Source organism: Klebsiella sp. JN_Kp121 (assembly GCF_040062145.1).
Classification (GTDB): domain Bacteria; phylum Pseudomonadota; class Gammaproteobacteria; order Enterobacterales; family Enterobacteriaceae; genus Klebsiella; species Klebsiella aerogenes.
This window is the reverse complement of the sequence record NZ_JBEAHX010000029.1, coordinates 1-23,095: the sequence shown is the minus strand read 5'-3', so window position 1 is coordinate 23,095 and position 23,095 is coordinate 1. Positions and strand designations below refer to the sequence as shown.

The following is a 23,095-nucleotide window of genomic DNA, read 5'->3' as shown; positions in this document are numbered from 1 at the left end:
ACACGCTGCCCGTTAGCGCTACCTTCTTTAATCTCATAGCGTATGCCGACCAAACTATTAAACATATCTGCCAAATTATATACTTGGTTTTCAACAATTTTTCCGTTTCCCAACGATTCCATTTTTGTCTGGTCGAAGGAGAAATTAATCTCATAGATCTTACTGCCTACTTCAACATAGTAGGAGGTTTGTGGTGGCGATTGCAGACTGACCGAGACCGTAATATTTGAGTTACTGGGGCAGCGAAAGCTGAATGCGTTAGCCTGAAGTGAACTATCACGTAAATTGAGCTCCCCGTTGGCGGCCAGCGGTTTAAAAGTGTAGTTGCCGCTAGCCTCAATCGACGCCGGAGGGATGCTCGGCGTTAATTCACAGTTCCCCGCCCGCGCTAAAAAAGAGCATAAGCTTAATACCAGCAAAATTATCCATTTCATGAAAATCGTCCTTTTAGCGGCAGACATAGGTCTTACCTTCATCAATGGTATGTTTAAATGTAATGGTGCAGTAATGGCCCTGCTGCTTATCGACCGCGATGGTAATCGACGGCGGAACGTTATCGGTGCGGATATACAGCATGCTGCCCTGGCCGACGACGCCGACATTCTGTCCGTCGTTATCTTCAATTTCATAGCCAAATTTCAGCGGCGTACCGTCCGGGCGTTCGGCGTGAATAAGCCAGGGTTGACGCTGGTCGGTATCGAACCGCGCCAGCACCACCGCGCCGCGGTACGGAGCCACCGCTTTCCGGTTGCCAATCAACTCGGTTTTGCTCTGCGTATTGGCGGTATTCAGCAGCAACGAACTTTCGCGATAGGGCAAGACATGGTCGAAAATGACCGTTCCCTGCGCGTTGGTGGTGCGATATTTCTGACCATTGACGTAAGCATTTTCCAGGCCCGGCGCCTGAATAATGGCGAAGGTTTCCGATAGCTGGTTAGCGAAATTGATGCCGCCAGACCAGGCCACCACCCCGCCAGACAGGCTGCCGCTGGCCTGGGTATATTTTGACGACTGGCTGTAGCTGCCGCTCAGCGTCGCCAGCGGCGCGTTCCAGGTAAGGTTACCGCCGGCGGTGGTTTCATGGTTTTGCTGCTGCCGGCTTAGGTTCACGCCATAGTCAAACTGGTCGCGCTGGCCGCCCGTACCGCTGATGCCGGTATTATTGGAGGCAAAACCGTCGTTATCGAAGGTCGTCGAATTCGACAGCGTCAGGCGACGTGCCAGCACGCTATCGCCCTCTCCCCAGAGCAGCGGAATCGAAATGAAGAGGTTAAAGCGCTTATCTTCATGATGATCCTCGTCATAGGTCTGGCTGGCCGAAATGGTCCAGGAAACCCGCTGCCAGTTATTGGTGTAACTCAGTTGATAATCTTTATTACTGCCGCTTTTTCCCCAGTAATCACGCCATAAAACGCTCAGTGAGAAAGACCCTAATCCTTCCGGCAACGACTGGCTAATATTGGCGGATAAGCTATTTTTACGGCCAAAATCATAACGGTAATAATCATCAATGTTGTAAACGTCATTATCATCATGGTGATAACTATTACGGTTCTTCGCCCAGACATGATCGTTAAAGGTGCGATAGTCGCTGGTTGAATAGCGATAAGCCGCCATTCCGAAGCGCGTTTTAGTCTGGGTGAGGTATTTGTTGTAGGCAATCTGATAACTTTGCCCTTCAAAAGTACCGTTATCCTGATCGCTGCGCGCCCAGGTACCGTCAACGGACACCGCGCCGAGATGGGTATTCCACCCGGTTCCCATAGTAAAAGCCTGATAGGCGGTACCGAGCATGGTACCGCCATACAGGGTCAGCAGATTGTTCAGGCCATATTGATAGCTGGCCTGCATAAAGTCTTCCTGATTGCTGGCACCTTCGATATGGCTGCGCCCGGCGGCAATGTCATATTTAGATACCCCCGGCTGCAACATATTGGGTACCGAGGAATAAGGCACCAGGTAGGTGGTTACCGAGCCGTCGGCTTCCCGGATAGTGACATCGAGATCCGCCCCGCCGCCGGCGAGTTGTAAATCGGCAATCGCAAAAGGCCCCGGCGGCACCTCTTTCTGATAGACGGTGAAGCCGTTCTGCTCAATGGTTACCAGCGCGTTGCTCTGGGCAATCCCCTGCACGATCGGCGTGAAGTTCTGTTTTGAGTTTGGCAACATTTGCATGTCGCGGAACAGACGAACCCCACGAAAGCGTACCGCATCGAAAATATCCGCTGAGGTATACATGTCGCCCGCGCGCAAGGTGCCTAAAATCGGCGCAAAGCCGCGTTCCAGATACAGGGTATTGCTTTTCCAGTCGCCGCTGCCGCTATCGGCTTTGCTGTAAGTGGCATCAGAGTGCAACTGCCAGCTCAACAGGTTCAGCCCACTATTGAAGCGGGCGTAGGTGCTTTTGTTATTGCCGTTATTTTTATAGTCACTGTAATACTGGCTCAGATAATAAGAGGTATACAGCGCGTTAACGCCGCGGTCCCAGCTTTCCGGCGCGACGTAGCCGCGCTCAAGATCCTCCACGTAGGCCTGCGGAATTTCTAAATCAAGCTGAAAAATATTGATATTAAAGGTATAACTACCGCTGCGCACCGCGGATTTTAGCGTCATGCACTGGTTATCCTTTGCCATCTGCGCGCTATCCGCTTTGATTCCCAGCTGATTTAATAATGTCGATGACAGGCAGGTATCATCCGGATTACTGGCGACTACGATTGGATATTTACCACGCCATTGTTTATTGACGTAAATATCTAATTCATATTCACCGGGCAGTGGTTGATTATCCGCAAAGTGAAAGCTTGATGATTTTTCACCTTTCATTCCGCCGATCATGAAATTGGTATCAAAAGTCTCTTCAGCGGCCTGCAGCTGACCGGATAATAAAACCAACAATATCATTGAGGAAAGCGGCGTCATCCTTAACATGGCCAACTCCATTATTTATTATTTTACATTGAGCCTGTCGCTAATAAAGTTTCCATTATCATCAATCATCGTTAGCGAATACTGGCGGGCGAGATTATTTTTTAAAATGACATCCTGACTGGATAACGGCGCAATCATCACGCTGCGCTCATTAACTTTAACATTACTGACTTTAACTTCAGTAATCGTCAGCCAATTTGCGGTACCATTGGCGATATGCAGAGCGTTTTTTCTGGAAGACAGCGAAATATTTTTAAACGTATCTTTATTTACCGCCGCAATGCCTTTAGGACGATAAAAAAGCTTAATACGGTTTTGCATGGCAAACCGCAGCGTATTCGCCCCCTCACTTCCTGGCGTATTCGGAGGAATATCGAGTACGTTGAGATAAAACAGCGACTCCTTGTTTGGCGGAAGTTTGTTGGCTAATTTTTTTATTCGCAGCTGCTGGCCGGAGTTACCCGCTATGCGCACCACCGGCGGCGACAGCAGGAACGGCACGTTGATTTTTTCCGGCGGCAACGAGGTATTGCCATCGTCAATCCACGACTGCACCAGTGAAGAGCGGGCGCCATGATTCATCAACTGTACGACCACTTCTTGTTTCTCAGCCGGATAAACCACCCGGGTACCGAAAATCACCACTCCGGCATGCGCGGGCTGCATAGCGATAAATAAACCTGCTAATAAAATCCGTTTCATAGCACCACACCCTTAGCACAATAATTGCCGGCGAAGCGCCGGCACAGGTCCTTACTCCGCAGAGACGGCAATCGTTAACACCGAGCGGACTTCACCGGCGGTCACCGGAGTGGCGGCATTAATTCGGGCGTATTGCGCAGAGAAGTTCATTTGATAGACGCCATTGCCCATAGAAGTCACCGCCCCCGGCAAATTATTGACGTCATACATGGTATTTTCATTAATCTCCGATTCACCCAGTTTTAATTTAAAACCGACCCCGTTAGCAGAAGTTGTAGTCGCGATAGGATTAAGTACGCCGCCGGCAGTATAGGTCCCGCCGCTAATATCAATCGATTTCAATACCGTGCCTTCCGGGCAAACAATAGTTAATGGATCGCTACTGGTGGCGAAATTACCGGATAAGACTTGACCGGCCGACATGCCGGCAAAACGGGTGGCATCAACATCAGCCAATTGAATTGTACTGCTATAATCGGTTTCAAAACGACAAGAAGAATTAATAACATTACCAATAATAACTAACTCACCCTGCTCTTCATTTGGCGCCGCGGCAAAAGCATTAACACTCATCAGCACGGTTGAAAATACTGCAGCAGCAATAACTGAACGTTTCATATAATATTCCTTTTATTAACAATTCCATTTAACTTTGCGGGGACTGAGAAAAATCTCATGCCGCGAGCATCGCATGGCTAAATATCCGCCACAATAGGATGAATAAGGATCGTTGATAAAAATCAATGCAAATACTTAAAGCGAATGAGCCCTGATGCCATATTCGTAATCTCTTTAGCGTAATAAGCCAAAATACGTAGCAACGAGAATAATAAAATGAGAATTTACCAAGCTTGTTTAATAATAAACTAAAAAAAGGAGAGTTCAGCACATTTTGTGTCGATTTACATAAGATTACGAACCACAATTATAACCTTCCGTGATTTATTTTTATATTTAAGGTTCCGACAATGAAAAAAATGATCCTGCCTCTGCTTACCGCCGCCCTGCTGCTGCCGACGCTCACCGCGCACGCCACCTACCGCGCGGAAAAACGCCAGGATGCCCGTGATATCCGTCAGGATGCGCGCCAGAGTGGACGCGAAGAAAAACACGACTGTGTGAGAAACGATCAACAGAGCAACATGAGCTGTCGCGTAGATAAACGCGACAACCGCCGTGAGGGTCGCCAGAACGCGCGTGATGAGAAATGGTGATTCGCCATACGAGCGCTAATGCCCTGCCACAGGGCATTAGCGGGAAGCGTTTAACGTCTCCAGTGGGAAAGGACGATCCTGCACCACCGTCTTCATCACCAACGTTGAGCGTAAATGCTGCACGCCCGGCATCGCCGATAGTTTGTCATCATAGAGTTTCTGAAAGGCAGGAAGATCCCGTGTGACGACGTGCATCAGGTAGTCCGGATCGCCAAACAAGCGTTGCGCCAGCACAACCTGCGGGATCTCCGCCACCGCCTCCTCAAAAGCGCTGACCGCTTTCTTATCGCCCTCTTTTAACGTGGCGAACACGATAGCCAGAAAATTGAACCCCATTTTTCCCGGATCGAGATTGGCGCGATAGCCGGTGATTACCCCCTCTTGCTCCAGCGCGCGTAGACGTCGGTGGCAAGGAGAAAGACTCAAATTCACCCGCTCCGCCAGTTCGGTTATCGACAGACGCCCATCCGCCTGCAGCTCAGCAAGAATTTTTCGATCTATGCTATCCATTTGGAAGATTTTCTCTTTAATCGCCGGTTTTCAACATAACATTGAAAGCTCATTTCGCTTCTATGTCGATATTCTTTCTCACACGATAACCTAATTTTGCGAGTGTGTGATGTCTAATATCGTTGCGGAGCGTTGCTGATGGAAATGAGCCTGATCGCCAGCTTCTGGATAGTTTCGTTTCTATTGATTATTACCCCTGGCGCCGACTGGGCCTATGCCATTAGCGCTGGTATCAACGGTCGTCGCGTCGTTCCGGCGGTGATGGGACTGATGTCAGGCCATTTACTGGCGACCATTATCGTCGTCGCTGGCGTCGGGGTGTTAATCGCCGGTCATCCGCTAGCGCTATCGGCGATCACGCTGGCGGGCGCGGCCTATTTACTGTGGCTCGGGGTTACGATATTACGCCATCCGGCGGCGCCAGGCGCGGCGCAACAATCGGCTGGCAGCTGGAATGCGTGGGCGATGAAAGGATTATGTATTAGCGGCCTTAATCCAAAAGTCTTTCTGTTGTTCCTCGCCCTGCTACCGCAGTTTACCGATCCGCACGGCAGTTGGCCGCTGGCGCTGCAGATGTCGGCGCTGGGCGCGATGCACCTGATGACCTGTACGCTAATTTATCTGTTGGTCGGCTACGGTTCGCGCGCGGTACTGGCAGCCCGCCCGCAGGCGGCTAAGGGAGTAAGCATGGTTTCTGGGGTGATTATGATTGCCATCGCTATTATCCTGTTCTACCAGCAGTTAAGATAATTCGTAAGCAGCGGCGCTCATAGGGTAACTTCTTTAGCGCCGCATGGCCTTACCAACAAATATAATCGTGGGTCACAGGTAGTTATTAAGTTGCTAAACCACGGAAGCTGGCTCATCTATTTCCCTGAGCTCCTGAAGATGAATTATCTATGTATCATAAGTGGTTACGGCTGAATGGCCAACATCGATAACTTCCTAAAACTGCTGAAAAACTCCGATTTAGTCATCCATTAACTGATTACTCGAGCGGAAAATTCCGACTGCTCGATAAAAAGTAAAATCTCTCTTTGAAACGTCTGCACATTTATTAACGCTATTCTCTCTACGATTTTTGCAGTATGGTTTAATCGCTGTTGTCGTGTTGCAGTGAATGCTAGCAAGTGCCTGACGCTGTTTGCCTACGGTAAAACATTTACGCAATACCAACCTGTTTATTGAGGCAATTATCCTCATGGATAACGGTCACAACGTTATCCAGCCAGGACTCAGTTTATCAGCTGGTAGTCAATGACCTTGCTGTAAGCGCGCATACTCAAGAGGAGAAAGGATGAACAGGACGTGTAAACCCCCAGGAAAAGCGATATACATCAAATGCCTGAGCGCATCGCATCAAAAATTCGCCAGCGCACTTCACCCCGGCGGCGGGGAGACTTCATTATACCCACTGGATTTCGCGCAGCGTTGCCGCGATACAGTCCTTGTAACTTGAGGGATATTAAAAACGATCCGCATCATGCTTACTCATAAAATGCGAAACCTATCTTCGGATCCTGTAATAGGCCAACCAGAGCCTATGGGATAGTAATGTACGCCTGCAATAGAAAGGGAACATAATGAAGAATAATAGCGAAATAAAAAAAAGGAACTTCCTGACTCAGAATGAAATCGAGTCACTACTTAACGCTGCCAATAGTGGACCACATGCTGCTCGTAATTATTGCCTGACATTGCTTTGTTTTATTCATGGGTTTCGTGCCAGTGAAATTTGCCGACTGCGAATTTCAGATATTGATTTACGCTCAAAATGTATTTATATCCACCGTTTAAAAAAAGGGTTCTCAACCACTCATCCGTTGCTTAATAAAGAGATCCAGGCGCTAAAGCGCTGGCTGGATATTCGTGATGAATATCCGCAATCCACCAGCGAGTGGTTATTTTTATCACGCAAAGGTAATCCACTTTCACGCCAACAGTTTTACCAGATTATTTCCGCCTCCGGCGATCAGGCAGGATTACCGCTGGAAATTCATCCGCACATGTTGCGTCACTCCTGCGGCTTTGCGCTGGCCAATATGGGTATCGATACGCGTCTTATCCAGGATTACCTCGGTCACCGTAACATTCGCCATACCGTCTGGTACACGGCCAGCAACGCCGGACGCTTTTACGGGATTTGGGATAAATCCCGTGAGAAGCAGAGAACGTCGCTTTTCCAGTAAGGTAACCTTACGCCACGGATGGCGTTTCGTTATTGGTTCCCCCTACTACTGCCAGCCCCTGCCCGCTATCCCCGGCAAGACTGTTGCAAATTTGCTCTGTTTAGGCTGCGATAAAAAGCAGCTTACCTCATATATAGATTTTTTCTTGCAAAACATTAATAAAAATTAACCATACGTTAAATATGTTTATTGTTCTTAAAAGTTCTTATTTAGAACATGAAAAAAAACGTTTCTATGCACCTGTAATTTATCAGGATATAAGTTCGTTATTTATTGTTAAATTAATCCTTTCAGCACATGTTTTCCGTTCAATAAATAGCTGGCATTAACTTTTTTCCTTGCTATTTTATGCACCTGCCAGCGACCTGGCGTGGCTCTATTGTGGTAAACAATAAAATAGATAAAAATAAGAATTATCGCGTGGCGATAATTTATGCATGTGTAAATGTAATGTGATACCTGTTTTGTCATTAGCCCCTTCAAATAATACGGCCTTTGCATTCAGATTATTTTTTATCCATCCTGGGATCTTTTTCTCAGGATATCCCTTATAAGTAAACGTAAATTCAGGAGCTCAAAATTGTGAACCGACGTCGTTTTCTCACCGCCAAAGAAGTACAGGCAATGATGCAGGCGGCCCAGCACGGCCCAACCGGTGAACGGGATTACTGTCTGATCCTGTTGGCGTTTCGCCACGGGATGCGTATCAGTGAACTACTCGATCTGCACTATCGCGATCTCGATCTCAACGAAGGGCGCATCAATGTACGGCGTTTAAAGAACGGTTTCTCTACCGTGCACCCGCTGCGTTTTGATGAGCGCGAAGCGATAGAGCGCTGGACGCAACAACGGGCCAGTTGGAAGGCCGCAGGCAAAAGCGACGCGCTATTTATCTCGCGCCGCGGCACCCCGCTTTCACGGCAACAGGCCTATCGCATTATCCGCGCCGCCGGGGAAGAAGCGGGAACCGTGACGCATACGCATCCGCATATGCTGCGTCATGCCTGCGGCTATGAACTGGCGGAAAGAGGAGCTGATACCCGTTTGATACAAGATTATCTCGGACATCGTAATATTCGTCATACTGTCCGTTATACCGCCAGTAATGCAGCGCGTTTTGCCGGGATTTGGGAAAGAAACAATCTGTTAGAGGAAAATTTACAAGCGCGGAAGAAATAGGATAACCGATTGATAAAAAGGAAAATTTTTAATATCGAACAAGTCAATTGGGGCCAAACTGTCTATATCATAAAAATGTTTTGTAATCTTTTGCAACTGACAAGTGCATATTTCATCAAAAAAAATTATATCTAATTGATTTACATTGAATTCTCCAACGACCTTTCTTTACTTATCCTCGTCAGACTATCTCGCATTCGCCCGCTTTTCGCTATCGAAGCCAAGTACGCCGTTTTTCCATTCACGGCAAAGTCATAGCTTTTAAATCCATAAAACAAACCATTAGAAGTATATAAATCCAAAATCAAACCAACCTTAACAAAATAAAAGCCATAAATCCTGATGAGTCAAAATGGCCCCAATTGACTCATCAGTAGGGGCAAAAACTGTGCAGAACCGGCAGTCGCACCATTCGGCTGATTTATGGAATGCCTGGAAGGCAAGACGACTGCCATTTTTGGTTCGTAATATCGATTTTGTTTAAAGGAAAACAGCATGAAAATCAAAACACTGGCAATCGTTGTCCTGTCAGCTCTGTCCCTGAGCTCCGCGGCGGCCCTGGCCGATACCACCACGGTAAATGGCGGAACAGTGCATTTTAAAGGAGAAATCGTCAACGCAGCCTGTGCAGTCGATGCCGGTTCTATCGACCAGACCGTTCAGTTAGGCCAGGTTCGTTCGGCAAAACTGGCTACCGCGGGCAGCACCAGCTCCGCTGTAGGTTTCAACATTCAGTTAGACGACTGTGATACCTCTGTCGCCACCAAAGCCTCTGTCGCTTTCTCTGGTACCGCGGTTGACAGCACCAACACCAGCGTTCTGGCTCTGCAGAGCTCCGCTGCTGGCGGCGCGACCAACGTCGGCGTACAGATCCTCGACAAAACCGGCACTCCGCTGGGCCTGGATGGCGCTACCTTCAGCGCGGCCACCACGCTGAACGACGGCACCAACATCATTCCTTTCCAGGCGCGTTACTACGCCACTGGCGCGGCTACTGCCGGTACTGCTAACGCAGACGCCACCTTCAAAGTGCAATACGAGTAATTCAAACATCAGACAGGGAAGCATTCCGGGCCAGGATGGCCCGTTATCCACTACGGGATTGGGGTGATAACGATGCAAGGAGTGAAGACAGGTCTGCTGATGTTTCTGTTTCCGCCGCTGGTGCTGGCCGGCAACCACTGGAATGTCACGGTGGCTGGGGGAAACATGCGTTTTCAAGGCGTCATCATCGCTGAGTCCTGCCGTGTTGAAGCCGGCGACCAGCAGATGACCGTCAATATGGGGCAGATCAGCAGTAATCGCTTTCATTCAGCCGGGGAAGATGCCAACCCGGTGCCATTCGATATTCACCTTCAGGATTGCAGCACCGCAGTCAGCCAGCATGTCGGCGTGTCTTTTCGCGGCGTGGCCGATGGCAAAAATCCGGATGTGCTCTCGGTTGGCGAAGGACCGGGTATCGCCACCGGCGTCGGCATCGCGTTATTTGATAACGAAGATCAATTGATTCCGCTGAATAGCCCGCCGGGCGCCTGGCGGCGGCTGTATACCGGCCCCACCACGCTGCATTTTGTAGCCAAATATCGGGCGACCGGCAATCAGGTCACCGGGGGAGCGGCAAACGCGCAAGTTTGGTTCTCTCTGACCTATCAGTAATTAACCAGCAAATATGCCGGAAACAGGAAACAACGGTGAGTACAAAAGGGGTAAACGTGAAAAAGAGACTGGGGATGACGCGCGGACTACTGGCGGGATTATTGATGATAGTCGCAAGCGGTTATTCCGCCTGGGCTCAGGCCGGCGTTGCGCTAGGCGCCACGCGGGTTATCTATCCGGCCGGGCAAAAACAGGTGCAGTTAGGGGTGACCAATAATGATGACAGCAGCACCTATCTGATTCAGTCGTGGGTGGAAAACGCCGACGGCGGCAAAGATGGCCGCTTCGTGATTACGCCGCCGCTGTTCGCCATGCAGGGCAAAAAAGAGAATACCCTGCGCATCATTGACGCCACCAATAAACAACTGCCGCAGGATCGCGAAAGCCTGTTCTGGATTAACGTGAAAGCCATCCCGTCGATGGATAAATCCAAACTGAGCGACAACACCCTGCAGTTGGCGATTATCAGCCGCATCAAGCTCTATTACCGCCCGGCGAAGCTGGCGCTACCGCCGGATCAGGCGGCGGAAAAACTGAGCTTTAGCCGCAGCGGTTCGTCGTTAACGTTGACTAACCCTACCCCTTATTACCTGACCGTCACCGAACTTAACGCCGGCACCCGGGTGCTGGAAAACGCGCTGGTGCCGCCAATGGGTAAAACCTCCGTCAAGCTGCCGCCGGATGCCGGTAGCAACATTACTTATCGCACGATTAATGATTACGGCGCGCTGACCCCAAAAATGACTGGCGTGCTGCGTTAATACAGGTTTGGCCCGCCGGGCGGGCCAAACCGCGCATAACAATAAGAACTGACAGCCGGGCGAATTGAGACCGGAGGGACTATGTCACATCTCAAATATGGACAGGACCGTTTTGGTTCCCGCAGCGCGAGGCTCCGCCCACGCGCTATTTTGGCCATGGCGAAACTCCCCGTGGCACTCTGTTTTGTCCTGCAGGCGGGCTACGCGCAGGCTGAACTCTATTTTAACCCGCGTTTTTTAGCTGACGACCCTGCGGCGGTGGCCGATCTTTCCGGTTTCGAAAACGGGCAAGAGGTGCCGCCCGGCACCTACCGCGTCGATATTTACCTTAACGACGGCTTTATGACCACTCGCGATGTCACTTTTAACCGCGGCGAAAAAGGCCATGGGTTAAGCCCGTGCCTGACCCGCAGCCAACTGGCGGGCATGGGGGTCAATACCGCGGCGGTGAACGGGATGAGCGCCCTCGCCGCCGACGCCTGCGTGCCGCTGACCGAACTTATCACTGATGCCACGACGCGCTTCGATGTCGGCCAGCAGCGCCTGTACCTCACCGTGCCGCAGGCTTTTATGGGCAACCGCGCGCGCGGCTATATTCCGCCAGAAATGTGGGATGACGGCATCAACGCTGGGCTGCTGAACTACAACTTCACCGGTAACAACGTCCATAACGATACCGGCGGCAGCAGCAACTACGCTTATTTAAACCTGCAAAGCGGCCTCAATCTCGGTGCCTGGCGGCTGCGTGATAACACCACCTGGAGCTACAGCAGCGGCGGCAGCAGTTCCAGCAATGAGAACAAATGGCAACACGTCAACACCTGGCTTGAGCGCGACATCACACCGCTACGCTCGCGCCTGACCCTCGGCGATAGCTACACCAACGGCGATATTTTCGACGGCATAAACTTCCGCGGCGCCCAGCTGGCGAGCGATGACAACATGCTGCCGGATAGCCAGAAGGGCTTTGCGCCGGTGATCCATGGCATAGCCCGCGGCACCGCGCAGGTGTCGATCAAACAAAACGGCTATGAGATTTACCAGAGCACGGTCCCGCCGGGCCCGTTCACCATTAACGATCTCTATGCCGCAGGCAACGGCGGCGATCTGCAGGTGACGATTAAAGAAAACGACGGCACCAGCCAGGTCTTCAGCGTGCCGTGGTCAACGGTGCCGGTACTGCAGCGCGAAGGGCACACCCGGTACGCGCTAACCGCTGGCGAATATCGCAGCGGCAACGATCAGCAAGAAGAGCCGAAGTTCTTTCAGAGTACCGTGTTACACGGTCTGCCTGCGGGCTGGACGCTGTATGGCGGTACGCAGCTCGCCGACCGCTACCGCGCCTTTAATCTCGGCGTGGGGAAAAATATGGGCGATTTCGGCGCCGTGTCGCTGGATGTCACCCAGGCCAATGCCACCCTACCCGACGACAGCGATCATCAGGGGCAGTCAATTCGCTTCCTCTATAACAAGTCGCTGAGCGATGTCGGCACCAATATCCAACTGGTGGGCTATCGCTACTCTACTAAAGGTTATTACAGCTTTGCCGATACTACCTACCGCCGGATGAGCGGTTATGACGTAGAGACCCAGGATGGCGTAATCCAGGTGAAGCCGAAATTCACCGATTACTACAACCTCGCCTACAACAAGCGCGGCAAAGTGCAGCTAAGCGTCACCCAACAGTTGGGGCGTACCGCCACGCTCTATCTGAGCGGCAGCCATCAGACCTACTGGTCGACCGGCAAGGCGGACCAGCAGCTGCAGGCCGGGCTCAACGCGGCGGTGGACGACATCAACTGGACGCTGAGCTACAGCCTGACCAAAAACGCCTGGCAGCAGGGCCGCGACCAGATGCTGGCGGTCAACGTCAATATTCCGTTCAGCCACTGGCTGCGTTCCGACAGCAAATCGGTATGGCGGCACGCCAGCGCCAGCTACAGCATGTCGCACGATCTTGATGGTCGGATGACCAATCTGGCGGGACTTTACGGCACCCTGCTGGAAGACAATAACCTGAGCTATAGCGTGCAGACCGGCTACGCCAGCGGCGGCGAAGGCGATAGCAGCGGCACCGGCTATGCGGCGCTGAACTATCGCGGCGGCTACGGCAACGCCAACATCGGCTACAGCCGCAGCGACGGTTTCAAACAGCTCTACTACGGCGTCAGCGGCGGTGTGCTGGCCCACGCCAACGGCGTGACCCTGAGCCAACCGCTGAATGACACCGTGGTGTTGGTGAAAGCGCCCGGCGCCGGTGATGTCAAAGTGGAAAACCAGACCGGGGTGCGTACCGACTGGCGCGGCTATGCGGTGCTGCCTTACGCCACCGAATACCGCGAAAACCGGGTGGCGCTGGATACCAATACCCTTGCCGATAACGTCGATCTCGATGACGCGGTGGTCAGCGTCGTCCCTACCCACGGCGCTATCGTGCGGGCGGACTTCAAAGCCCACGTCGGGGTCAAGTTACTGATGACGCTGACCCATAACGGCAAACCGGTGCCGTTTGGCGCGATGGTCACCTCGGGCAGCAATCAGAGCGGCAGTATCGTGGCCGATAACGGCCAGGTCTACCTGAGCGGGATGCCGCTCGCCGGCAGCGTGCAGGTGAAATGGGGCGAAGGCGCGGACGCCAGCTGCGTGGCCAGCTACCGCCTGCCGGAAGAGAGTCAGCGGCAGGCGCTGAGCCAGCTATCGGCAGAGTGCCGTTAAGGAACGCATGATGATGAAAAAACCACTTAACCTGTTCGGCGCCATCCTGACGCTGGTCTGCGCCAACGCCTTTGCGGCGGACAGCACCATCACCATCAGCGGCTACGTGCGCGACAACGCCTGCGCGGTGGCCACCGAATCGAAAGAGTTTACCGTCGATCTGATGGACAACGCCGCGAAGCAGTTTAACGCCGTCGGCGCGACCACGCCGCTGGTGCCGTTTCGCATCGTGCTGTCGCCCTGCGGCAGCTCGGTGACGGCGGTCAAAGTCGGCTTTAACGGCACCCCGGATAGCGACAATAACGACCTGTTAAAAATCGACGGCGGCGCCTCCGCGGCGGCGGGCATGGCGGTGCAGATCCTCAACGGCCAGCAGACGATGCTGCCGGTCAACGCGCCCTCTTCGTCGATCGCCTGGACCACCTTAACGCCGGGGCAGACCAACACCCTCGGTTTTTACGCCCGGTTGATGGCAACCCGCGTACCGGTGACCGCCGGTCACGTCTATGCCACCGCCACCTTTACCCTTGAATTCCAGTAACCGGAGGCTGAGATGAAAGCACACTACGCAGGATGGCTTCTGGCAGGCGCGCTGGCGTTAAACATTATCCCGTTGCAGGCCGCCGACATCACCATCACGGTGAACGGCAAAGTGGTGGCCAAGCCGTGTACGGTCTCCACCACCAACGCCAATGTTGACCTCGGCGATCTTTATACCTTCAGCCTGGTGTCGGCAGGTTCCGCTTCAGCGTGGCACAGCACCGCGCTGGATTTAAGCAACTGCCCGGTCGGCACGTCACGCGTCGTCGCCACCTTTAGCGGCACCGCGGACAGCACCGGCTATTACAAGAATCAGGGTACCGCAGGAAATATCCAGCTCGAACTACAGGACGACAGCGGCACCACGCTCAATAACGGGGCGCAAAAGTCGGTTCAGGTCGACGAAAGCTCGCAGTCGGCGCGTTTTCCGCTGCAAGTTCGGGCCCTGTCGGTTAACGGCGGCGCCACCCAGGGAACCATTCAGGCGGTGATTAGCGTCACCTATACCTACGCCTGAGTCAGGAGAGTTTGTTCATGAAAAAAATCATCGCTCTGTTTACCGCCCTGCTGCTGATGGGCTGGTCGATTAACGCCTGGTCCTTCGCCTGTAAAACCGCCACCGGCGCAACTATCCCCATCGGCGGCGGCTCGGCCAACGTATACGTCAATCTGACCCCGGCCGTTAACGTAGGGCAAAACCTGGTGGTCGACCTGTCGACGCAAATTTTCTGCCATAACGACTATCCGCAAACCATTACCGACTATGTGACGCTACAGCGCGGATCCGCCTACGGCGGCGTGCTGTCGAGCTTTTCCGGTACCGTAAAATATAACGGTACCTCTTATCCGTTCCCGACCACCACGGAAACTTCGCGGGTGATCTACGATTCGACTACCGATAAACCCTGGCCGACCGTACTCTATCTGACTCCGGTCAGCACTGCGGGCGGGGTGGCGATTACCGCCGGATCGCTGATTGCCGTACTGATCCTGCATCAAACCAACAACTACAACGGCGACTCCTTCCAGTTCGTGTGGAATATTTACGCCAATAACGACGTCGTTGTGCCGACCGGCGGTTGCGATGTCTCCGCCCGCGATGTGACCGTGACCCTACCCGATTATCCGGGCTCGATGGCGGTGCCGGTCACCGTTCACTGCGCGCAGAACCAGAATCTTGGCTATTACCTTTCCGGCACCACCGCCGATAGCGCCAACTCCATTTTCACCAATACCGCTTCCGCTTCGCCGGCGCAGGGTATTGGCGTCCAGATGACACGCAACGGTACCGTCGTTCCGGCCAACAGCAATGTCTCACTGGGTACAGTTGGCACTTCGCCGGTGAATCTCGGGCTGACCGCCACCTACGCGCGCACCAGCGGCCAGGTAACGGCGGGTAACGTCCAGTCGATTATTGGGGTGACGTTTGTCTACCAGTAAAGCCGATATCCCGCAGGCGACGACAGACTACATCCTGTCGCCCTGCGCCATGGCGGCGGCGGGATTAGCCCGCATGGTCGACGACGGTTGCCGCCAGCCGGTATGGCTACAGCCGCGAGTGCAGAGCATGTTGTCGATATCTGCGCCAGCCGACGTCCGGCAAATCGTGGTTTTTCTGCCCGACGATCCCTGGTGGCTACTGTTCGTCCTGCGCGAAGCCGCCTGGTTACTCAACCAGGCCAAACGACCTTTGCCTATGGTGATCTTAAGCCGCAGCCCGGCGCCGTGGCTGTGGCAAACCTTACTGCACCAGGTTGGCGACCGCCGCCTGCTGGCCGCCGTGCAGGCGGTCTCATCCGATCTACCGTGCCGCCGTCTGGCGGCATTGCTGCAAGGCGGCCTGGTCAGCTACCCCGGCCTGCAACAGCTTTCCGCCATTGAGGCGCTGGCGCGCGGCAAGCCGCCGTCGGGCTTAAGCAAAATCGAACTTAACGCCACCCTCGCCCTGCTGTATGGCCACAGCATCACCAGCCAGGCGCAGATCCGCGGCGTCAGTCAGAAAACGCTCTACAACCAAAGAACCTCAGGACTAAACAAGATGGTGGAGTATCATCCGCATCTGGCGAGCCGATTTCCGGGCAGCCGAAGCAAACGCGTAACAGGTCAGGGCATGACCGCGCTGACCCCCTTCGAACGTGAGTTTATCCATGCTATTCACAGCCGGCAGATCTTTCCGGTCTTTCAGCCGATTGTCGACGAGCGCTTACGCCTGCAGGGCATCGAGATCTTATCCCGCTGGCGCAAAGATGGCGTGGTACTGCCGCCGGGCGAATTTCTCCCGCATATTCACTCCGAATACGCCTGGCTATTACTGACCGCCTTTGTCCTGCAGGAAGCGGTGCAGAATATCAATCGCTATCAGGGCGAGTTCTATTTTTCGGTCAATATCCCTCCCTGCATCGCCTATCACGATAATCTTGCCCGTATGATGGAAACCGCCTGGCAACAGCTACAGAACCCGCAGTGGGCCAACCGGCTGGTGCTGGAATTTGCTGAAACCGTCGATTTACAGCAGCAAGGAAAAGCGGTGGAGAATATGAGTAATATTCAGCAGCAGGGCTTTCGCATCTTTCTCGACGACTGCTTCTCGCACAGCAGCGTGATGTTCCCGGTACGCACGGCGCGTTTTAGCGGCTACAAGCTGGATATGAGCATCGTCAATGATTTTCAGCGCGACCCGCACGCGCTGGTGTTGATTAAAAGCCTGGTCTACTACTGCCAGCTAACGCAGAACCGCTGCATCGCCGAGGGGGTAGATAGTCTGGAGAAATTTAATCAGCTAAAAGCGCTGGGAGTCGATCGTTTCCAGGGGTATCTGTTCTCACCACCGGTCACTCGCGAGCATCTGGGAGAGATCATTTCGCGATTTTTACCGGATCATGCCACCTGCCGGTTGGCCGGATAATCGCAGCACGGCGCCAGCCACAGCTGGCGCCATATTTCAGGCGCGAATGTCGTCGTACTCGCGGGTGTTATCGAATTCGTGTTTGGCAAACGGGCACAGCGGAATGATTTTGCGCTGTTCCTGGCGCATTTTTTCGACCACTTTCGCTACCAGCTGTTTACCCACGCCCTGGCCTTTCAGGCTGGGATCGACATCGGTATGCTCAATAATGCTCAGATGTTCACCGGTTGGAACAAAGACAATTTCCGCCACCTGGTTTCCCTCGGCGTCATTAACGTAGAACTTGTTATGGCCTTCCAGAATTTCCATCATTTCCTCGCTTATTTGTGGCGATACTTCAATGCGCCGCTGGGACAGGTATCGATCACTTTGACCACCGTCGCCACATCCACCTGATCGGGGATGATCCACGGTTTACGTTTCAGATTGAACAGCTTCGCGCTGCCGCGCACGCAGTTACCCGAGTGCTGACAGATATCGGTATTGAAATAGACATCTATCTTCTCGCCGGTATAGGCCCGGTAGCCCGCGTCCAGTAGTTCTTTATCCATGACATTGCCTCAGTATTTTTATTATGTTTACCTAAGAGCCTATCTCATTAGGGCTATTTTGCTTGCCATTTTGAACCTGGGCAGTGCTCAAAATCCTCACGTACTACGTGTACGCTCCGGTTTCTGCGCGCTGTCCGTGTTCAAACTGGCTGCGCCAATTACGCCTACTGGGATAGGCTCTAAGAATAGCTCGCGGCATAGCCGCTGACTATGGAGAAATGAGAAACGCCCTATTTCAATTATTTCGCTAATGATAAAGCGACTTTTTAATACCTACGCGAAATTAAACTATTATCAGAGGATAACCATAACTCGGCTAAGCAAACCATCAGCGCTATAATTTAGGCGGTGTATGAGGGTTTATTTAATCAAAAACGAATAAACTCAATTGTTCAATGGCATGAACATTCAGGTATCTTCCTTTGAAGCAAATTGTAAAACGGGCGCGCCCGGCATTGTTATTACTTCTTTTGGCGGTCTCCGGTTGCTCTTTATCCCCCGCCATACCGGTATTAGGCGCAGCATTCCCCGGCTGGTTCTTCTGCTTTTTAGGCGGCGCATTACTGCTGATCCCTTGTCATATCCTGATTGCCCGTAAAGGTTGGCAGGCGCGCTTTTCCCCGCTGGTATTAAGTTACCTGGCGTTAATGTTTCTATTTGCCACTATTCTGTGGTTTCTTCTTTTCGCACATTAAATACCTATGACTCAATCCAGCCCAAGCGTTTTACGGAAAAAATGGCCCTTGTTGGCTCTCGTCCTCGCCGCCATTGTGGCGCTGATCGTGGTTATCTGGCAGTTACAGACTTCGCCGGAAACCAACGACGCCTACGTCTACGCCGACACCATCGACGTGGTGCCGGAAGTCAGCGGGCGAATCGTTGAAATGCCGATCCGCGATAACCAGCGGGTGAAGAAAGGCGATCTGCTGTTCCGCATCGATCCGCGCCCCTATCAGGCGATGCTGGACGATGCTAAATCACGGCTGGCGGCGCTTGATGCGCAGATTATGCTGACCCAACGCACCATCAAAGCCCAGCAGTATAACGCCCAATCAGTGAGCGCCGCGGTAGAGCGGGCAAAGGCGCTGGTGAAACAGACCACCTCGACCCGTATCCGCCTGGAACCGCTGGTGCCGCAGGGATTCGCCGCGCAGGAAGATCTCGATCAGGCGCGTACCGCGGAAAAAGCCGCCCGCGCCGAACTGGAAGCTACGCTGCTGCAGGCTAAACAGGCTGATGCCGCGGTCACCGGCGTCGATGCGATGGTCGCGCAGCGCGCCGGGATCGTCGCGCAAATCGCCCTTGCGGAACTGCACCTGGAGTTCACCGAAGTTCGCGCGCCGTTTAACGGCGTGGTTATCGCCCTGAAAACCACCGTCGGACAATATGCATCCGCCCTGAAACCGGTCTTCACGCTGCTGGATAACGACCACTGGTATGTGATTGCGAACTTCCGCGAAACGGATCTGCAAAACGTTCGGCCTGGCGTGCCGGCAACCGTGACGGTGATGACCAACCACAGCCGCCCCTTTGACGGCGTCGTCGATTCCGTTGGTTCAGGCGTACTGCCGGAGGGCGGTAGCGTCATTGGCGGGCTGCCGGTGATTCAGAAGAGCATTAACTGGGTACATGTGTCGCAGCGCTTCCCGGTTAAAATCGCGGTGAAAAATCCCGACCCGGAACTGTTCCGCATGGGCGCCTCCGCCAGCGCCGTGCTGCAGGCGAAATAAGGGTCCGGCATGCATAATTTCTGGTTGTTTCTGCAACGGGAGCTCGCCGACGCGCCGGGGCGGGCCAACTATACCCTGCGCCTGACGCTGAGCTGCGCAGTGCTGATCACCCTGTTTATGACCCTGCAGATCCCGTTTCTCGCCGTGGCGCTGATCGTGGTGTTTTACGTCAGCCAGCCGAACATTCTGATGATTAAGCTGGGCAGCGTCCTGTTTTTTGTCACCATCAGCGTGGCGCTGGGGCTGGTGCTGCTGATCATCAAGTGGACCTATGATTTCCCGCTGATTCGCCTGGTCGCTTCGGTATGCCTGTTCTTTGGCGCGATGTATCTGATGCGCGTGCTGGGCAAACTCGGGCTGGCGTTTTTCGTGGTGGCGCTGGCGGTGATTTATGCCCAGACCTTCCCGTCGATGACCAGCCAAAGTGAAGTTCTGGTGCGCCTGCTGCTGTGGCTTTGGGTGGCGATCAATACCGCAACGCTGGTCACGCTCCTGGTCAACGCCTGCTTTCGCCAGGCCTTCCCCGGCTACCAATTCCGCGCCCAACTGGTGGTGATGCAGCGGCAGGTCGCCGACGTGCTGACGCAGAACGCCGCGCCGCCGACCTTCAAAGAGATCGCCGGGCGTTTTAATCAGTTGCAAGGATTGTTTAAGCAGGCCCGTTTTGCGGCGCCGGAAATTGCCGCCGATCCGTCGCGCTGGCAGGCGCTGATGGCGACCACCCTGCGCTGCTATCACCTCGCGGCGCTGCTGCAACCGGGCGACGATCACGCCGCGGCGCGCCAGCAGATCGCCGCCGCGCTACAGGCGCTGGCGCCGTCGATGAACGAGGGTACGCCGTTTTCATTCTCCGCGCCGGCCATTGATGATCGCGGCGCCAATACGCTGATTTTACAAAAGATGGCTGATGTGCTGGCGAAGCTGGCGCGCGGTGAAACTATCGACCTGCCGCAGGGTGAAGCCGAGAAGTCGCCGCTGCTGCTGCCGGATGCCTGGCGCAATCCCGCTTATCTGCATTTCGCCCTGAAAACCCTGCTGGCGACGCTGCTGTGCTACGTCTTCTATACCGCCGCGGACTGGCAAGGGATCCACACCATTATGCTGAGCTGCGTGATTGTCGCCCAGCCGGGGCTGGGGGCGACGATGCAAAAAACCTGGTTGCGTATCGGCGGCGCGCTGCTCGCCACGCTGCTGGCGTTGCTGTTGATCGTCTTTGTACAGCCATGGACCGAGTCCATCGTCGGCCTGCTGGCGATGGTTCTGCCGGTAATGGCGCTCTCGGCATGGATTGCCGCCGGGTCAGAGCGTATTGCCTACGCCGGGATCCAAATCGGCTTTACCTTCTCGCTGGCCTTCCTCAGCTGGTTTGGCCCACTGACCAACCTGACTGAACTGCGCGACCGGGTCATCGGTATTTTGCTCGGCGTACTGGTCTCATCGATCGTCCATCTTTACCTGTGGCCGGATAGCGAAGCGCCACAGCTGAAATCGCGGCTGGCGCAACTCTATCGCCAGATAGCCGACTTCCTGCGCACGAAAGATGATAAGCCGCAGATGGTACCGCTGTTCCAGGCGCTGACCACCAGCGAAACGCTGATGCATCGGGTCGCCGCCGAGCCGCTGGGCACATTCGCGCATCCGTGGCCGCAGGCGAAATCCTGGCCGAGCAAAGCCACCTGGCAGCAGGCGCAGGAGATAGTACGCCTGAGCGAGGGCTACCGGCTTTATGCCGCACCGGGAGACCCCTTCTTAAGCCGCTGCGCCGAACAGTTACAGGCGTATGCCGATGATATTGAACGTCAGCAGCCGACGACACCCGTCGCGCCGCTGGTTGTCGATCCGGCTAATCCGTTCGGCGAACCGCTGGCGGCTTTACTGGCCACCCTGCCGGACTGGTCAGACAAACCTTCTGAATTTACGCGACAGGCAGAACCGTCATGATAAAAATGGATGCCGCAGCACGTTTTCTGCGCTACTCACCGCTGGCCTTCGTCATCAGCCTGTTGACAGGATGCGCGCTGATTCAGGACGATCCTGGCGAAGTGCCGATCGTTAATCCGCAACAGGCGCAGCTGGCGCAGGTGATCCACCTGGCGAATAGCGGCTGGCCGGCGGCCCGCTGGTGGGAAGGGTATCACGATCCCCAGCTCAACATGCTGGTAAACCGCGCGCTGCAAAATTCGCCGACCATGCAGGCGGCGCGGCTACGCATCTCACAGTCACAATCCACCGTCGAGCTGGCGCAGTCGGCAATGGGCGTGCAGGCGACCGCCGTGGCGGCGCAGAACCGGATGCGTATAACCGATAAATCCTTTAGCTGGCCCTACTCCTATTCTCTGCCGGTGGATAAAAACGGCCCGTGGTACACGCTCAATACCGTGGGCGTCGGCGCAACGCTGAATATCGATTTATGGGGCGCCGACCGGGCCCGCGTCGCGGCGGCTATTGGCGAAAAGAACGCTCGCCAGGCGGAAACCGCCGGTATCGAACTGGACCTCGCCAGCAGCGTGGCGCAGCTGTACTTCGCCATGCAGGCCACCTTCCAGAAGATCGTTCTGCTGCAGCAGCTAGAAGAAATAGCGCGTCTGTCGGTACAGGCGCATGAACACCGCACCCAGCGCGGCGTGGAGGATAGCGTCGATATCGCCAATGCGCAGGCGGAACTGCTGGGCGCGCAGCAGCAGGTGATTACCGCCCGCGGCACGCTAACCCAGTACCGTGAAACGTTGCGGGCGCTGATTGGCGCCGACGCGCAGAGTATGCCGGAGATCCACCCGGTCGCCCTGCCGGCGTTGCAGGAAACGCTGCCGGATTCACTCTCCTTCGAATTGCTGGCGCGTCGCCCGGATCTGCAGGCCCTGCGCGGTTATGTGACCGCTTCTATGAGCCAGGTAGATGCGGCGAAAGCGGCCTTTTATCCGCATTTTGATATTAAAGCCTTTTGGGGATATAACGCGCTGAGCGTCGGCGATCTGTTTAAGTCGTCCTTCCAGCAGATTAACCTGCTGCCGGGGCTGTATTTGCCGATATTCGATGGCGGCCGCCTGAACGCCAATCTCAAGTCGGTACGTACGGCGAGCAATATCCTGATTAAGCAGTACAACCAGGCGGTGCTGGATGCGGTACGGGACGTGGCGATAAGCTCCAGTCAGCTTAACGATCTCAACCAGCAGGTGGCGCTGCAGGAGTTGAAGGTGACGGCAGCGATGGCTACCACCCGCAGCGCCAGCGCCCATCACCAGCGCGGCCTGTTAAGCCGCTATGCCGCACAAGAAGCGCGGCGACCGGCCATCGCCCAGCAGCTGTTATTGCTGGATATTCAGGCCCAGCGCCTTAGCACCGATATCACGCTGATTAAGGCCCTCGGCGGCGATTACCGCGGCCCGGCGGTGGGTTCCGCAAAACCGTAACCCTGCTAAGCGTAGCGCGAGCAGGGAAATCCCCGGATAGCGGCTCACGCCTTATCCGGGCTACCGTTCTGATGAAGCCCCGGCAGTGGGTTGCGCAGAACC

The 23,095-nt window shown here is 54.3% G+C and carries 22 protein-coding genes; 16 read left to right on the top strand and 6 right to left on the bottom strand.

The window, feature by feature from the left end; translation table 11 throughout:
- Positions 1 to 447: 447 nt before the first annotated feature.
- From ABLU86_RS19940 to ABLU86_RS19930, 3 genes are read right to left on the bottom strand one after another with little or no spacing between them, the layout of a single operon-like run.
- The gene (locus ABLU86_RS19940; RefSeq protein WP_348796378.1) at positions 448 to 2,931 is read right to left on the bottom strand and encodes a fimbrial biogenesis outer membrane usher protein; all 2,484 of its coding nucleotides are present in this window, start codon (positions 2,929 to 2,931) and stop codon (positions 448 to 450) included.
- Positions 2,932 to 2,949: 18 nt separating this feature from the next.
- Positions 2,950 to 3,633, bottom strand: coding sequence for a fimbria/pilus periplasmic chaperone (locus tag ABLU86_RS19935; RefSeq protein ID WP_045396589.1), 684 nt, complete (start codon positions 3,631 to 3,633; stop codon positions 2,950 to 2,952).
- Positions 3,634 to 3,684: 51 nt separating this feature from the next.
- Complete coding sequence (locus ABLU86_RS19930; RefSeq protein WP_045396586.1) at positions 3,685 to 4,251, bottom strand: fimbrial protein; 567 nt, start codon at positions 4,249 to 4,251, stop codon at positions 3,685 to 3,687.
- A gap of 350 nt (positions 4,252 to 4,601) precedes the next feature.
- On the opposite strand from ABLU86_RS19930, the gene ABLU86_RS19925 reads away from it, so the two are divergent.
- Entirely contained in the window at positions 4,602 to 4,847 is a 246-nt protein-coding gene (locus tag ABLU86_RS19925) for a hypothetical protein (RefSeq protein WP_045396584.1), read from the top strand.
- A gap of 36 nt (positions 4,848 to 4,883) precedes the next feature.
- Here the strand turns inward: ABLU86_RS19925 and ABLU86_RS19920 are convergent, their stop codons facing one another.
- Complete coding sequence (locus ABLU86_RS19920) at positions 4,884 to 5,357, bottom strand: Lrp/AsnC family transcriptional regulator (protein WP_032706451.1); 474 nt, start codon at positions 5,355 to 5,357, stop codon at positions 4,884 to 4,886.
- Between the two features lie 138 nt (positions 5,358 to 5,495).
- Here ABLU86_RS19920 and ABLU86_RS19915 point away from each other — a divergent pair, with 138 nt between their 5' ends.
- The 11 genes from ABLU86_RS19915 to ABLU86_RS19865 all read left to right on the top strand — a co-directional run bounded on the left by ABLU86_RS19915 (position 5,496) and on the right by ABLU86_RS19865 (position 17,302).
- Positions 5,496 to 6,107 (top strand): LysE family translocator, encoded by a 612-nt coding sequence (locus ABLU86_RS19915; protein WP_045396582.1) that lies wholly within the window; start codon positions 5,496 to 5,498, stop codon positions 6,105 to 6,107.
- 833 nt (positions 6,108 to 6,940) lie between these two features.
- The gene (locus ABLU86_RS19910; protein WP_045396578.1) at positions 6,941 to 7,546 is read left to right on the top strand and encodes a tyrosine-type DNA invertase; all 606 of its coding nucleotides are present in this window, start codon (positions 6,941 to 6,943) and stop codon (positions 7,544 to 7,546) included.
- A gap of 582 nt (positions 7,547 to 8,128) precedes the next feature.
- Positions 8,129 to 8,725, top strand: a complete 597-nt coding sequence (gene fimE, locus ABLU86_RS19905; protein ID WP_045373908.1) for a type 1 fimbria switch DNA invertase FimE — start codon at positions 8,129 to 8,131, stop codon at positions 8,723 to 8,725.
- Between the two features lie 495 nt (positions 8,726 to 9,220).
- On the top strand, positions 9,221 to 9,769 hold the full coding sequence (fimA, locus tag ABLU86_RS19900; RefSeq protein WP_015369870.1) for a type 1 fimbrial major subunit FimA: 549 nt from the start codon (positions 9,221 to 9,223) through the stop codon (positions 9,767 to 9,769).
- A 72-nt stretch (positions 9,770 to 9,841) separates the two neighbouring features.
- On the top strand, positions 9,842 to 10,381 hold the full coding sequence (locus ABLU86_RS19895) for a fimbrial protein (protein ID WP_046883054.1): 540 nt from the start codon (positions 9,842 to 9,844) through the stop codon (positions 10,379 to 10,381).
- 74 nt (positions 10,382 to 10,455) lie between these two features.
- The gene (locus ABLU86_RS19890; RefSeq protein WP_020078009.1) at positions 10,456 to 11,142 is read left to right on the top strand and encodes a fimbria/pilus periplasmic chaperone; all 687 of its coding nucleotides are present in this window, start codon (positions 10,456 to 10,458) and stop codon (positions 11,140 to 11,142) included.
- 81 nt (positions 11,143 to 11,223) lie between these two features.
- Complete coding sequence (locus ABLU86_RS19885; RefSeq protein ID WP_348796379.1) at positions 11,224 to 13,857, top strand: fimbrial biogenesis usher protein; 2,634 nt, start codon at positions 11,224 to 11,226, stop codon at positions 13,855 to 13,857.
- A gap of 13 nt (positions 13,858 to 13,870) precedes the next feature.
- Positions 13,871 to 14,398, top strand: coding sequence for a fimbrial protein (locus ABLU86_RS19880; RefSeq protein ID WP_171824740.1), 528 nt, complete (start codon positions 13,871 to 13,873; stop codon positions 14,396 to 14,398).
- A gap of 12 nt (positions 14,399 to 14,410) precedes the next feature.
- On the top strand, positions 14,411 to 14,914 hold the full coding sequence (locus tag ABLU86_RS19875) for a fimbrial protein (RefSeq protein WP_020078006.1): 504 nt from the start codon (positions 14,411 to 14,413) through the stop codon (positions 14,912 to 14,914).
- A 17-nt stretch (positions 14,915 to 14,931) separates the two neighbouring features.
- Positions 14,932 to 15,837, top strand: a complete 906-nt coding sequence (locus ABLU86_RS19870; protein WP_045359466.1) for a fimbrial protein — start codon at positions 14,932 to 14,934, stop codon at positions 15,835 to 15,837.
- Positions 15,824 to 17,302 carry an EAL domain-containing protein gene (locus tag ABLU86_RS19865; RefSeq protein ID WP_221914136.1) on the top strand — a complete coding sequence of 493 codons (1,479 nt, stop codon included), beginning with the start codon at positions 15,824 to 15,826 and terminating at the stop codon, positions 17,300 to 17,302. Before ABLU86_RS19870 ends, ABLU86_RS19865 begins: the two co-directional genes overlap by 14 nt.
- Before the next feature lie 36 nt (positions 17,303 to 17,338).
- On the opposite strand, the gene ABLU86_RS19860 is transcribed toward ABLU86_RS19865, so the two are convergent.
- A complete protein-coding gene (locus ABLU86_RS19860) occupies positions 17,339 to 17,611 on the bottom strand; it encodes a GNAT family N-acetyltransferase (RefSeq protein ID WP_015369862.1) in 273 nt (90 codons plus the stop codon).
- An 11-nt stretch (positions 17,612 to 17,622) separates the two neighbouring features.
- On the bottom strand, positions 17,623 to 17,853 hold the full coding sequence (gene yjdI, locus ABLU86_RS19855) for a 4Fe-4S mono-cluster protein YjdI (RefSeq protein ID WP_020078004.1): 231 nt from the start codon (positions 17,851 to 17,853) through the stop codon (positions 17,623 to 17,625).
- Between the two features lie 422 nt (positions 17,854 to 18,275).
- Between yjdI and ABLU86_RS19850 the strand changes: the two genes are divergently transcribed.
- The 4 genes from ABLU86_RS19850 to ABLU86_RS19835 are packed head-to-tail and all read left to right on the top strand — an operon-like array spanning position 18,276 to position 22,993.
- Positions 18,276 to 18,548: a YtcA family lipoprotein gene (locus ABLU86_RS19850; protein ID WP_015369860.1), complete on the top strand. Its 273-nt coding sequence runs from the start codon at positions 18,276 to 18,278 to the stop codon at positions 18,546 to 18,548.
- Between the two features lie 6 nt (positions 18,549 to 18,554).
- On the top strand, positions 18,555 to 19,583 hold the full coding sequence (mdtN, locus tag ABLU86_RS19845; RefSeq protein ID WP_032706346.1) for a multidrug transporter subunit MdtN: 1,029 nt from the start codon (positions 18,555 to 18,557) through the stop codon (positions 19,581 to 19,583).
- A 9-nt stretch (positions 19,584 to 19,592) separates the two neighbouring features.
- Positions 19,593 to 21,524, top strand: coding sequence for an FUSC family protein (locus ABLU86_RS19840; protein ID WP_047466429.1), 1,932 nt, complete (start codon positions 19,593 to 19,595; stop codon positions 21,522 to 21,524).
- A complete protein-coding gene (locus ABLU86_RS19835) occupies positions 21,521 to 22,993 on the top strand; it encodes an MdtP family multidrug efflux transporter outer membrane subunit (RefSeq protein ID WP_032715765.1) in 1,473 nt (490 codons plus the stop codon). The genes ABLU86_RS19840 and ABLU86_RS19835 overlap by 4 nt, the downstream gene beginning before the upstream one ends.
- Positions 22,994 to 23,095 lie beyond the last annotated feature (102 nt).

Bases quoted from the DNA above. Each gene is read 5' to 3' on its own strand.
- ABLU86_RS19915 (WP_045396582.1), top strand. From the start codon at position 5,496: ATGGAAATGAGCCTGATCGCCAGCTTCTGGATAGTTTCGTTTCTATTG.
- ABLU86_RS19885 (WP_348796379.1), top strand. From the start codon at position 11,224: ATGTCACATCTCAAATATGGACAGGACCGTTTTGGTTCCCGCAGCGCG.
- ABLU86_RS19840 (WP_047466429.1), top strand. From the start codon at position 19,593: ATGCATAATTTCTGGTTGTTTCTGCAACGGGAGCTCGCCGACGCGCCG.
- ABLU86_RS19935 (WP_045396589.1), bottom strand. From the start codon at position 3,633: ATGAAACGGATTTTATTAGCAGGTTTATTTATCGCTATGCAGCCCGCG.
- ABLU86_RS19920 (WP_032706451.1), bottom strand. From the start codon at position 5,357: ATGGATAGCATAGATCGAAAAATTCTTGCTGAGCTGCAGGCGGATGGG.
- ABLU86_RS19890 (WP_020078009.1), top strand. From the start codon at position 10,456: ATGACGCGCGGACTACTGGCGGGATTATTGATGATAGTCGCAAGCGGT.
- ABLU86_RS19870 (WP_045359466.1), top strand. From the start codon at position 14,932: ATGAAAAAAATCATCGCTCTGTTTACCGCCCTGCTGCTGATGGGCTGG.
- ABLU86_RS19835 (WP_032715765.1), top strand. From the start codon at position 21,521: ATGATAAAAATGGATGCCGCAGCACGTTTTCTGCGCTACTCACCGCTG.
- fimA (WP_015369870.1), top strand. From the start codon at position 9,221: ATGAAAATCAAAACACTGGCAATCGTTGTCCTGTCAGCTCTGTCCCTG.
- ABLU86_RS19860 (WP_015369862.1), bottom strand. From the start codon at position 17,611: ATGGAAATTCTGGAAGGCCATAACAAGTTCTACGTTAATGACGCCGAG.
- ABLU86_RS19925 (WP_045396584.1), top strand. From the start codon at position 4,602: ATGAAAAAAATGATCCTGCCTCTGCTTACCGCCGCCCTGCTGCTGCCG.
- ABLU86_RS19930 (WP_045396586.1), bottom strand. From the start codon at position 4,251: ATGAAACGTTCAGTTATTGCTGCTGCAGTATTTTCAACCGTGCTGATG.
- ABLU86_RS19910 (WP_045396578.1), top strand. From the start codon at position 6,941: ATGAAGAATAATAGCGAAATAAAAAAAAGGAACTTCCTGACTCAGAAT.
- mdtN (WP_032706346.1), top strand. From the start codon at position 18,555: ATGACTCAATCCAGCCCAAGCGTTTTACGGAAAAAATGGCCCTTGTTG.
- ABLU86_RS19940 (WP_348796378.1), bottom strand. From the start codon at position 2,931: ATGTTAAGGATGACGCCGCTTTCCTCAATGATATTGTTGGTTTTATTA.
- ABLU86_RS19875 (WP_020078006.1), top strand. From the start codon at position 14,411: ATGAAAGCACACTACGCAGGATGGCTTCTGGCAGGCGCGCTGGCGTTA.
- ABLU86_RS19880 (WP_171824740.1), top strand. From the start codon at position 13,871: ATGAAAAAACCACTTAACCTGTTCGGCGCCATCCTGACGCTGGTCTGC.
- yjdI (WP_020078004.1), bottom strand. From the start codon at position 17,853: ATGGATAAAGAACTACTGGACGCGGGCTACCGGGCCTATACCGGCGAG.
- ABLU86_RS19895 (WP_046883054.1), top strand. From the start codon at position 9,842: ATGCAAGGAGTGAAGACAGGTCTGCTGATGTTTCTGTTTCCGCCGCTG.